The following is an 11,699-nucleotide window of genomic DNA, read 5'->3' as shown; positions in this document are numbered from 1 at the left end:
CGGCAGTGGCAGCCAGTCGACATGCGCGTGGATCACGTCGAATTCCCTCGCCCGCTTCGCGATCGCTTCCAGCAGCATCGCGCTGGCCGCCCCGGGATCCGCGCCCTTTCGGCCCAGTCGCAGCGCGCGTGGCCATACCGGGTGAAGCTTGCCGGTCGTCCGGGAGTCGCCACTGGCAAATAGCGTGACGTGGTGTCCAAGCTTGACGAGGTCGTCGACCAGCCAGGCGACTACCCGCTCGGTGCCGCCGTAGAGCTTTGGAGGGACGCTTTCGGCCAGGGGAGCAAGCTGAGCGATACGCATGATAGCCCGCCGCTATATCGCTGATCGGACGATCAGCACGATGGCTGCGGACAGGAGGTTCGAAATCGCGAGCAACGTCCAAGCCGGTCTGGCGCTTGCGCGCGCCAGGCGGCACAGGAGTCTCTCAAGCGACATCAACATGAGTCATCGGAAAGCCGCTCGAGATAGGCAAGCCCGAAACCCGTGAGTTCCTGGGCGTCGCCGTCGCTCTCTCGCGCTTCCCGTCTCCCTCGCAGATGGCGCTCGAGCAGGCAGCGACGGCCGTCGGCAGCATCGACATCGCGATGCCGCGCGCGGTACACGCACCATGCGGTATCGACCGCTGTTCGTAGCGGGCCGTCGTCGACCATGTTCCCAGCTCCGACGTGAAGATGTTCATGGGACGCCAACTCGTCGCGACGGCGGAAGTTTCCAGTTTTTCCCGAAAGTCTAATACTGCCCGCAAGGCGAGTGCAGCAAGCGCTTGCTCCCTGGTGCGTGCAATCAGGCGGCGCGCCGCGCGGCCATCCCCGCGGCGAGCAGCAACGCGGCCCGGCTGGCTCCGATCGACGCGACGCCTTGCCCGGCAATGTCGTAAGCCGTGCCGTGCGCTGGCGTGCAGATCGGGAATGGAAAGCCGCCGAGCAAGGTGACGCCACGGTCGAAGCCCATCAGCTTCATCGCGATCTGGCCCTGGTCGTGATACATCGTCAGCACAGCATCGAAGGCGCCGCCCTTGGCGCGCAGGAAGACGGTGTCGGCGGGAAACGGTCCCTCCGCGGCGATGCCCTCGCGCTGGCCGGCCGCGACCACGGGCGCAATGATATCGATCTCCTCGCGGCCGAAATTTCCGCCATCGCCCGCGTGCGGATTGAGACCGGCGACGGCGATGCGCGGCCGCGCGAAACCGGCGTTGCGCATGCAGGCATCGGTCAGCTGGAGCGCACGATGGATGCGTTCGCTGGACAACTTTGCAGCAACGTCCCTCAGCGGAATATGGGAGGTGACTCGCGCGTTCCACAGCCGGTCCAGCACGTTGAACTCGCTCGCCGCGGTCTTGAGGCCGACCACTTCGGCCGAAAACGCGATCTCGTCGTCGTACTCGGCGCGGGCAAGCCGCATCGCCTGCTTGTTGAAGGGGGTGAAGCAGACCGCCTCGACGCGGCCGTCGCGGCCGAGCTCGAGCGCGTGCTTGTAGTTCGTCAGCGCAAATTTTCCGCCGGCAAGGGTCGCGGTCTTCGGCTCGACCTCCTTGGGATCGAGATGGCCGAGATCGACGAACAGCGCCTCGCCCTCCGCCGCGCGAAGATCGGCCCCTTGCTCGACCATCTTCAGCGCCGGCCTGACGCCGGCAATGCGCGCGCCCTCCTCGAAGATGCGGCGGTCACCGATCACGACGAGCCGGCAGCCCGCGCGGATGTCATCCTGCGCCACCAGCTTGGCCGTCAGCTCCGGGCTGATGCCGGCGGGATCTCCCATTGCCAATGCAATCAGCGGCTTTGCGGTCATATGATCACCTTCTCCTGGGCGGTCGTTTCGGTCGCGGGGGCGGGCTTGCGCCAGAGACGCGCGAGCTGCAACGCGAGCGGAAGCAGCAGCAGCGCGATGCCGGCCATGATCAGGCATGTCACCAGCTTGTTCGCAACGAAGATCCCGAGCGATCCCTTCGACATCAGCATCGACTGCCGGAACGCATCCTCGGCCTTGTCGCCGATGACGATCGCGAGCACCAGCGGGGCCAAGGGATAGAACAGCTTCTTGAAGAGATAGCCGACGATTCCGAAGCCCAGCATCATGACGACGTCGAGATAGGAGTTCGACACCGAATAGGCGCCGACGACGCAGATGATGACGATCAGCGGGGCGATGACCACGAAGGGAATCCGCATCAAGGCGGCAAACACCGGTACGGTCAGCAGCACCAAGGCGACGGCGACGATGTTGCCGACATACATCGAGGCGATCAGGCCCCAGACAAAGTCCTTCTGGTCGACGAAGAGCATCGGCCCGGGATTGAGGCCCCAGATCATCAGCCCGCCCATCATGACGGCCGCGGTCGCCGAGCCGGGAATGCCGAGCGAAAGCATCGGCAGCAGCGCGCTAGTGCCGGCTGCATGGTCAGCCGTCTCCGGCGAGATGATGCCTTCGACCTCTCCGGTGCCGAAATAGCGGCCGCGGCGCGAGAAGCGGCGGGCGATGCCATAGCTCATGAAGGACGCCGCGGTCGGCCCGCCCGGGGTGATCCCCATCCAGCAGCCGATTGCGGCGCTGCGCAGCAAGGCAACGCCATGCCGCGGCAGGCGGCCGACCGCGCGGAGCACCTCGCGCCAGTCGATCTTCGAGGACACCGCGCGGGCGTGGAATTCCTCTTCGACCGCAACCAGCAGTTCGCCGATGCCGAACAGGCCCATCACCGCGACGACGAAGCTCACGCCCTTGACGAGCTCGTCGACGCCCATGGTGAGGCGGACGCTGCCGGAGACGGTGTCGATGCCGATCGCGGCGATCGCAAAGCCGATCGCCAGCGCCACGAGGGTCTTGATCGGCGCGGCGCCGCCCATGCCGACGAAGCTGGCAAAGGCCAGGAAATAGACGGCAAAGTATTCCGCCGGCCCGAAGGCGAGCGCGACCTGCGCCACCCAGGACGCGAGGAAGGTGATCAGGATGACGCCGATCAGCGCGCCGAACGCGGCCGAGCCGAAGGCGGTGGCGAGCGCCGTGGTCGGCCTTCCGTCACGCGCCATCGGATAGCCGTCGAAGGTGGTCGCAACCGACGACGGCTCGCCGGGAATGTTGAACAGGATCGAGGTGACCGAGCCGCCGAATAGCGCCCCCCAATACATGCTGGAGAGCAAAATGATCGCCGACACCGGCTGCATGCCGAAGGTCAGCGGCAGGAGCAGCGACACCCCGTTCGGCGCACCCAGCCCCGGCAGCACGCCGACGAGAATGCCGAGCAGCACGCCGACGACCATCAGCACCAGATGCGGCACGGTGACCGCGATGCTGAAGCCATGGAGGAGTTCCCCGAGATTGTCCATCGGCCCTCCGTCAGAACCCGAAGGCGGCTGCGAGCGCGCCGTGCGGCAAGCTCACCTGGAACATGCGCTCGAACACGACGTAGAGCGCGAGCGCCGTCGCCGCCGCCATCCCCAGCGCGCGCGGCACCGATTGATGTCTGGGGATCGCCAGCACCGCGAAGACATAGAGCGCCGAGGCGACGTACATCCCGGCGAGCGGGATCGCGGCCACGAAGATCGCGGCCGGCACGAACAGGCCGGCAAGCCGGCGCAGCTCGATCGACGTGATCGCGATGGGAACGTTTGCCAGGGACGCAACCGGCAACACGCCCCGCACCAGGTTGTAGAGGCTGCCGAGCACGATGACGATGCCGGTCAGGAACGGAAACGTGCCGGCATCGACGCCCGCGCTCGACCAGCCGATGCCGTTGTCGAAGCTGGAGACGACGACGGCGACACCGAAGCCGCCGGTGAGGACGGCGGTCGCAAGTTCAAGCGCGCGGCGCGAGATCATGGGGGGCTCCGCTCAGAGGTCGGGCAATTGCCCGCTGTAGCCACGCATCCTTCCCCGGCGCTCGGTGTCGTCCCTGCGAACGCAGGGACCCATAACCCCAGGGAGGAATTTGACGAAGACTCAAGGTCACGTCGGTACAGCGACCGACACTTCTCGACAGATCACGCGGTATGTGTCCCTGCGCCTCCGCGCGCAATTGCGCGCTAGGCAGGGACGACAGCGGCGGATTTGGCATGATGGTCGACATGCTGCGGGAAGCCCTGCCCACATCGTCACCCCCGCTGCATGCGCCCCGCCTCACTTGACGAGCCAGCCCTGCTCGCCCGCCACCTGCTTGACGTGCTCGAGATCCTCCTTGATGAACTTGTCGAACTCGGCACCCGTCAGGAAGGTGTCGACCTGGGACGTCTTCTCGATGTAGTCCTTCCACTCCGGCGTCGCCTGCACCTTCTTCATGAGGTCGACATAGAACGCGGCCTGGTCCGGCGTGACCTTGCCGGGCAGCCACACGGTGCGCGGCTGCTCATATTGCTTGATGTCGAGCCCTTGCTCGACGCAGGTCGGAACATCGCCCCAGCCTTCGGTCGCGGTGACCTTGGCGCCCTGCGGCAGCCGCTTCGGGCTGAAAACGCAGAGCGGCCGCTGCGTGCCGCCGCGCCATTGCCCGAGGCTTTCGCTGGGATTGTTGACGTGAGAATCGAGATGCCCGCCGGCGAGCTGCACGGCGGTCTCGGCGCCGCTCTTGAAGGGGATATAGGTCAGCTTGACCTTGCCGGCCTTCTCGATCATGCGCGTCAGCACCTCGTCGGTGTCCTTCGACTGGGCGCCGCCCATCTTGAACTCGCCCGATCCGGCCGCCTTCAGATAGTCACCCGCCGTTTTGTAAGGCGCGTCCTGCTTGACCCAGAGCAAAAACTCGTCCTGCGCCATCGCCGCTACGGGGGTGAGATCGGTGTAGTTGAAGGCGACCTTGGAGACGAGCGGCTGCTGCCAGGCGTTCGAGGTGCCGAAAATCACCTTGTAGGGATCGCCGGCGGAGGCCTTGCCATAGACATAGCCTTCCGCGCCGCTGCCGCCGCCCTTGTTGACGACGACGATCGGCTGCTCCGTCAGCTTGTGCTTGGTGATGATGTTCTGCACCGCGCGGGCGAGATTGTCGGTCCCGCCGCCCGGTCCGGCGGTGGCCACGAACTCGATCGGCTTTTGCGGTTGCCAGGCGCTGAGCGCCGGCATCGTGCCGGCGAGCATCGTCGCGGCTGCGGAGAGCAAGAATATCGACGTCCGACCCATGATTTCCTCCAGCGGATTTTACCTTTTATCGTTGTCGTATCGACGCCCGGTCAGGCGACGCGTTCCTCGCGTCTTCCTGCGCCTAAGACGATTGCGCCTTCTTTTTCGAGCGCTTCGATTTGCTTCTGGTCGAACCCGTACTCGGCCAGCACCTCGCTCGTATGCTCACCATAGACCGGCGCGCCCGAGAGGACTTTGCCTGGGGTCTCCGAAAACTTGACGGGCAGACCGATCGTCTTCACCGGGCCGAGCGTGGAATGCTCGACCTCGACGACCATCTCGCGCGCCAGCGTCTGGGGATCGCTGAGCGCTTCCAGCATGTCGTGAACTGGGCCGCACGGCACGCCCTTCTCGTCCAGCGCCGCGAGCCAATGCGCCCGCGACTTCGTGCGGAAACGCTCGCTCAGGACGGCTTCGAGCTCCTTCAGGTTCGCCATGCGATCGGAACCGTTGACGAAGCGCGGATCGGCGGCGAGCTCGCTCGCGCCGAGCGCTTCCAGCATCAGGAGCCAATGTTTCTTGTTGGCGCCGCCGACCACGAGCCAGCCGTCCGAGGCCTCAAAAGCCTGATACGGCGCGTTGAGCGGATGCGCCGAGCCCATCGCGCGCGGCGCGGTGCCCGCGGCGAGCGCAATTGTCGACTGCCAATAGGTCTGCACCAGTGCGGCCTCATAGAGCGAGGTCTCGACCCACTGCCCCTCGCCCGTCTTCAGGCGATGGGTATAGGCAGCCAAAATGCCCATGCTTGCGAGCAGGCCGGCGGTGATGTCGGACAGCGGCGGGCCGCATTTGACGGGCGGACCATCCGGCCGTTCGCCGGTGAAGCTCATGATGCCGCTCATGGCCTGCGCGACGAGATCGAAACCGCGGCGATGCTTATAGGGACCGGTGCGGCCGAAGCCCGACAGCGAGCAGTAGATCAGCGCCGGGAATTGCTCGTGCATCGCCTCGTAGCCGAAGCCGAGGCGCTCCATCGCGCCCGGCGCAAAGTTCTCGACCAGCACGTCGGCATCAGCGATCAGCCGCCGCAGCACCTGCTTGCCGCCTTCGGTCTTCAGATCCAGCACGATGCCGCGCTTGTTGCGGTTCATCATCAGGAAGGAGGCCGCCTCCTCGCCGATCTTCGGCGGTACCGAATGGCGGGTGTCGTCGCCGTTCGGCGATTTCTCGATCTTGATGACGTCGGCGCCCATGTCGGCGAGCATCAGGGTGCAGGTCGGCCCGGCCATGACATGGGTGAGGTCGACGACCCTGAGGCCGGCCAGCGGTCCCGAACGGCGAGAGTTGGATTGCGATCGATCGCTTTGCATCGGGGCGTCCTATTGGCCGCGCCATTGCGGCGCGCGCTTGTTGAGGAAAGCATCGAGCCCTTCGCGAAAATCCTGGCTCGTGTAGCACATCAGGATGAGATCCTCGCCTTCGTCTCCCGTCAGCCGCTGTTGCAGCCGGCCGACCGCCTGCTTGGTCGCATTCAGCGTCAGCGGCGCATGACTGGCGACGAGCCGGGCCACTTCGTCGGCGCGCCGGTCCAGCGCAGCCAGATCCTCGACGATCTCGCCGAGCAGTCCGACGCTCGCCGCCTCCGTGGCATCGACAAGACGTGCGGTGAAGATCAGGTCCTTGACGCGCGCGGCACCGATGAGTGCGGTGAGACGGCCGACATTGGACATCGACAGGCAATTGCCGAGCGTCCGGGCGATGGGGAATCCAATCTGGGCACTGCGTGTGCCGATGCGCAGGTCGCAGGCCGCGGCGATGCCGGCGCCCCCGCCGGTGCAGAACCCGTTGATCGCCGCGATGGTCGGCACCCGGCACTGTTCGAGCGTGGTCAGGACGCGATCGATACGGTTCTCGTAGTCGATCGCATCCTGCGGCGACTTGAACTCGCGGAACTGGTTGATGTCGGTGCCCGCGGCGAACGCCTTGTCGCCGGCCCCGCGCAGCACCAGCACCTTGATCGCATGATCGCTGTTGGCCTCTTCGCAGATCGCGGCGAGCCGCTCGTACATGGCGAAAGTGAAGGCGTTGCGGGCCTGGGGGCGGTTGAAGGTGATCCGCCCGATGCCGTCGTTGCATTCAAAAACGAGGTCGTCTGCCCCTACCGCCCGGTCCATTTCCTCATATCCTCTTGTTTTTTACATTTTTGAATGCAAAATCTGCGATTAGCAAGCTGGAACTTCGAAATATCGATCGAATACCCCAGTTTTGCATTCAAATTGGAGTGCTAGTCCCCCCATGCTTCACGAGGACGTCGTCGGCCGTATCCGGGCCATCCTGCTCGATGGCGAAATTCCGCCTGGCGCGCGGATTCCCGAACGCGAGCTATGTGAACGGCTCGAGATCTCGCGCACGCCGCTGCGCGAGGCACTCAAGGTGCTGGCCGCCGAAGGCCTCGTGCAGTTGCTGCCGCATCGCGGCTCGCGCGCGGCAAAGCTGACCGACAAGGACATGCGCGACCTGTTCGAGGTCTGCCAGGGCCTGGAGGCCCTCGCCGGCGAGCTCGCCTGCGAACGCATCACGGACGCCGAGATCGACGAGATCGCCGCCGCGCATGCGGCCATGGTGCTGCATTATCGCGACGGCGATCTGATCCAGTACTACCGCGGCAATCGCGCCATCCACGAGGCCATCGTCACCGCAGCCGGAAATCCCGTGCTCGCGGGGCTCTACACATCAGTGACAGCGCGCATCCGGCGCGCGCGCTACGTCACGCCGATGACGCCGCAGCGCTGGGCGCTCGCCGTGAAGGAGCATGACGCCATCCTGAACGCGCTCCAGCGCCGCGACGGCCTCGGCCTCTCCCACATTTTGCGCGCGCATCTCCGCCACAAGCGCGAAGAGGTCTTCCAGGCGGGTTTTGCCGAGACGGAAGGGAACGATCTCACGCTGAAAATTGCGTAAGGCGCAATTCGCGTTGTCCTGGCCAGTGAGTGCGTCACACGTGGCCTTCCCGCCCGGCAGCTCGTTCTCGCTCCGCGTGAATCTGCGCACTAATTCCACTTGCTAGCTTGTCGCGGCCGGAGCAGCATACTTCTCTGCCGACCTGCGGCCGCGTGGCCCGATCAGGCCGGTCCCAACGCGCGAACAATCGCGCAAAACAAAAGACAAAAGCGGAGGAAACGCATGACAATCGATGTCTCCCGTCGATCCCTACTCGCGCTCGGAGCTGGCCTTGGTGCCAGCGCCATGCTCGGCACCAGCGCGATGGCGCGGGCTCCCAAGCTCGGCACCCAGACGCCCTACTGGCACCGCTTCGTTCTCGGCGATGCCGAGGTCACCGTCGTGTCCGACGGGCCGCTGCCGCTCGGCGATCCCTCCGGAACCTTCACCGGCGTTCCCAAGGAAGAGGTGAAGAAGATGCTGGCGGACAATTTCCTGTCGCCGGACAACGTCGTGCTCGAACAGAACTCGCCGATCGTGAACACCGGCGACAAGCTCATCCTGTTCGATACCGGCATGGGCTCATCGAAGATGTTCGGCGCCAGCACCGGCCGGCAACAGAAGAGCATGACCGAGGCCGGCATCAAGCCGGGGGACATCGATGCCGTCGTGTGCTCGCATGCCCATATCGACCATATCGGAGGCATCGTCGACGAAGGCGGCAAGCCGCTGTTTCCGAACGCGCAGATCTACATCTCGCAGACCGATTTCGACTTCTGGACCGACGAAGGCAAGCTCGGCAGTCCGGCCAAGGACTTCGTCGTTCACGCCCGCAAGAACCTGCTGCCGGTCCGTGACCGGATCGTGTTCTTCAAGGACGGCCAGGAATTCCTGCCGGGCGTGCAGGCGATCTCCGCGCCCGGTCACACCGTCGGCCACACCATCTTCTTGGTGTCGTCGGCCGGCAAGTCCTTCGCCTTCCTCGGCGACCTCTCGCACCATTCCGTGCTGCTGCTCGAGCGGCCGCGCATGGAATTCTCCTACGACACCGATCCGAAGCAGGCCGCGGAATCGCGCGTCAAACTGCTGACGATGCTTGCGGCCAACAAGACCCCGGTGATGTCCTATCACTTCGCCTGGCCGGGCTACGGCCATGTCGCCAAGGCCGGTGAAGGCTTCCACTATTATCCCGAACCGATGCAGATGACCTTGTAGCTCGTCAGGTCCGGGCGGCGCGTGCGCCGCCCGGACCATGACTGCTCCTATTCCGCGGGCTCCGCGACCCCAGGAAGATTCGAGGTGGCGACGTCCGCCCGGGCACCGGGGAATATCCGCTTCACCAGCACGAACAGGGCTGGCACGAAGAAGATGCCGAGCACGGTCGCCGCGATCATGCCGCCGGCGACGCCGATGCCGACCGCATTCTGGCTGGCCGAGCCGGCGCCGGTCGCCACCGCCAGCGGCAACACGCCGAGGATGAAGGCGAGCGAGGTCATCAGGATCGGGCGCAGGCGCTGACGTGACGCGTGCAGGGTGGCATCGACGAGGCTCCGGCCGGCCGCGATCTGCTCCAGCGCGAATTCGACGATCAGGATCGCGTTCTTCGAGGCAAGACCGATCGTCGTGAGCAGACCGACCTGGAAATAGACGTCGTTGGCCTGGCTGAACAGCGTCGCCGCGAGCAGCGCGCCGAGCACGCCGATCGGCACCGTCAGCATCACCGCGAATGGGACGGACCAGCTCTCGTAGAGTGCCGCAAGGCTCAGGAAGACGATCAGCAGCGAGATCGAATAGAGATACAGCGTCTGGCTGCCGGTGAGCCGTTCCTGGAACGACAATCCGGTCCATTCGTGGCCATAGCCCTTGGGCAGCCTGGCCATCTGCTCCTCCACCGCCTGCATGGCAACGCCCGAGCTGATGCCCGGCCCCGCCTGCCCCTGCAACTCGACGGCGGCAACGCCGTTGTAGCGCTCGAGGCGCGGCGAGCCAAAGCTCCAGCGATCGGTAGCGACCGCCGAGAACGGCACCATCGAGCCCGAGGCGTTGCGCACATACCAGCGGCCGATGTCGCTGGTATCCATGCGGAACGGCGCATCGCTCTGCACATAGACCTGCTTGACGCGGCCGCGGTCGATGAAGTCGTTGACATAGGCCCCGCCCCAGGCCGCCGACAATGTGGTGTTGAGATCGCTGAGGTTGACGCCGAGCGCGGTGGCCTTGGCCTGGTCGACGTCGAGGTTGAATTGCGGCGTATCGTCCTGACCGTTCGGCCGGGCCTGCGCCACGCGCTTGTCCGCCGCGAGCTGCCCGAGCAGCTGGTTGCGCGCCTGGATCAGCGCCTCGTGACCGTTGCCGCCGGTGTCCTGGAGATAGACGTCGAATCCGCCGGCATTGCCGAAGCCGGGGATCGACGGCGGCAGCACCGCGAACACCATGGCGTCGCGGATTTTCATGAACGCCCCCATGGCACGGCCGGCCACGGCCTGCGCCGAGGCCGCAGGACTCTTGCGCTCGTCGAACGGCTTCAGGCTGACGAAGGCGAGGCCGACATTCTGCCCCTGCCCCGCGAAGCTGAAGCCGCTGACCGCGAACACGCCGTCGACGGCATCCTTCTCGTTGTCGAGATATTGATGCTCGACCTGCTTGATCACGTCGAGCGTGCGCGTCGACGTCGCGCCGACCGGGAGCTGGATCAGGGTCATGATCGTGCCCTGGTCCTCGTCGGGCAGGAACGAGCTCGGCAGCCGCTGGAACAGCAAGACCATGCCGGCGACGATCGCCGCGAAGGCGATCATCACCCCGGCGATGCGCCTGATCGCGGCGCCCGTGGTGCGCTGATAACCGTCGGCCATGCGGTCGAAGCCGCGGTTGAACAGGCCGAAGAAGCCGCGCTGCGCGCCATGGTGTTGCGGCGGCTTCAGGATCGTGACGCACAAAGCCGGCGTCAGGATCAGCGCGACCAGCACCGACAGCAGCATCGCCGTGACGATGGTGAGCGCGAACTGCCGGTAGATGATGCCGACCGAGCCGTTGAAGAACGCCATCGGGATGAAGACGGCCGAGAGCACGACGCCGATCCCGACCAGGGCCCCGGTGATCTCGCGCATGGATTTCTCGGTCGCCTCGCGCGGGCTAAGCTGCTCCTCGGCCATCACGCGCTCGACGTTTTCGACCACGACGATGGCATCGTCGACCAGGAGGCCGATCGCCAGCACCATCGCGAACATCGTCAGCGTATTGATGGAATAGCCGGCGAGCGAGAGCACGCCGAAGGTCCCGAGCAGCACCACCGGCACGGCAATGGTCGGAATGATGGTGGCGCGCCAGCTCTGCAGGAACACGAACATCACGACGAAAACCAGCGCGATCGCCTCGAACAGCGTGTGGATCACCTTCTCGATCGACAGCTTGACGAAGGGCGTGGTGTCGTAGGGGTAGACGACGCGGAGCCCCTCCGGCATGGTGGCGCTGAGCTGGGCAACGCGCGCCTTCACCGCTTCCGAGGTCGCGACCGCATTGGCGCCGGTCGCAAGGCTGATGCCCATGCCCGCGGCCGGCTTGCCGTTGTAGCGCGCGGCGGAATCATAGGACTTCGAACCGAGCTCGACCCGCGCGACGTCGCCGATACGGACCGTCTGACCGGTCGTGGCCGTGCGCAGGATGATGTCCTTGAATTGCTCGACCGTCTGCAGGCGGCTCTGCGAGGTGATGGT

General features: G+C 65.5%; 11 protein-coding genes. 2 read left to right on the top strand and 9 right to left on the bottom strand.

Annotated features, from left to right (window positions below):
* The 8 genes from IC66_RS0103545 to IC66_RS0103510 all read right to left on the bottom strand — a co-directional run.
* The coding region (locus IC66_RS0103545; RefSeq protein WP_038946679.1) for a glycosyltransferase at positions 1-303 on the bottom strand (303 nt) is incomplete at its 3' end.
* 134 nt (positions 304-437) lie between these two features.
* Positions 438-653, bottom strand: coding sequence for a hypothetical protein (locus IC66_RS43145; RefSeq protein ID WP_081494253.1), 216 nt, complete (start codon positions 651-653; stop codon positions 438-440).
* A gap of 133 nt (positions 654-786) precedes the next feature.
* Positions 787-1,791, bottom strand: coding sequence for a 4-hydroxythreonine-4-phosphate dehydrogenase PdxA (locus IC66_RS0103535; protein WP_038946678.1), 1,005 nt, complete (start codon positions 1,789-1,791; stop codon positions 787-789).
* The gene (locus tag IC66_RS0103530) at positions 1,788-3,323 is read right to left on the bottom strand and encodes a tripartite tricarboxylate transporter permease (protein WP_028144790.1); all 1,536 of its coding nucleotides are present in this window, start codon (positions 3,321-3,323) and stop codon (positions 1,788-1,790) included. Before IC66_RS0103530 ends, IC66_RS0103535 begins: the two co-directional genes overlap by 4 nt.
* A gap of 10 nt (positions 3,324-3,333) precedes the next feature.
* The gene (locus IC66_RS0103525) at positions 3,334-3,816 is read right to left on the bottom strand and encodes a tripartite tricarboxylate transporter TctB family protein (protein WP_028144791.1); all 483 of its coding nucleotides are present in this window, start codon (positions 3,814-3,816) and stop codon (positions 3,334-3,336) included.
* Between the two features lie 297 nt (positions 3,817-4,113).
* A complete protein-coding gene (locus IC66_RS0103520) occupies positions 4,114-5,106 on the bottom strand; it encodes a Bug family tripartite tricarboxylate transporter substrate binding protein (RefSeq protein WP_038946677.1) in 993 nt (330 codons plus the stop codon).
* Positions 5,107-5,156: 50 nt separating this feature from the next.
* Positions 5,157-6,416, bottom strand: a complete 1,260-nt coding sequence (locus IC66_RS0103515; RefSeq protein WP_038946676.1) for a CaiB/BaiF CoA transferase family protein — start codon at positions 6,414-6,416, stop codon at positions 5,157-5,159.
* 9 nt (positions 6,417-6,425) lie between these two features.
* Positions 6,426-7,220: an enoyl-CoA hydratase/isomerase family protein gene (locus IC66_RS0103510; protein ID WP_028144794.1), complete on the bottom strand. Its 795-nt coding sequence runs from the start codon at positions 7,218-7,220 to the stop codon at positions 6,426-6,428.
* Between the two features lie 121 nt (positions 7,221-7,341).
* Here IC66_RS0103510 and IC66_RS0103505 point away from each other — a divergent pair, with 121 nt between their 5' ends.
* Entirely contained in the window at positions 7,342-8,007 is a 666-nt protein-coding gene (locus IC66_RS0103505; RefSeq protein ID WP_028144795.1) for a GntR family transcriptional regulator, read from the top strand.
* Between the two features lie 222 nt (positions 8,008-8,229).
* Positions 8,230-9,201 carry an MBL fold metallo-hydrolase gene (locus IC66_RS0103500; protein WP_028144796.1) on the top strand — a complete coding sequence of 324 codons (972 nt, stop codon included), beginning with the start codon at positions 8,230-8,232 and terminating at the stop codon, positions 9,199-9,201.
* Positions 9,202-9,248: 47 nt separating this feature from the next.
* Here IC66_RS0103500 and IC66_RS0103495 read toward each other — a convergent pair.
* A partial coding sequence (locus IC66_RS0103495) for an efflux RND transporter permease subunit (RefSeq protein ID WP_049806450.1) occupies positions 9,249-11,699 on the bottom strand: 2,451 nt, incomplete at its 5' end.

Source organism: Bradyrhizobium genomosp. III (genome assembly GCF_000261705.1).
In the GTDB taxonomy this organism is placed as follows: domain Bacteria; phylum Pseudomonadota; class Alphaproteobacteria; order Rhizobiales; family Xanthobacteraceae; genus Bradyrhizobium; species Bradyrhizobium ottawaense.
Note: the sequence above shows the minus strand (reverse complement) of the source record. Positions and strands in the feature narration are given on the sequence as shown.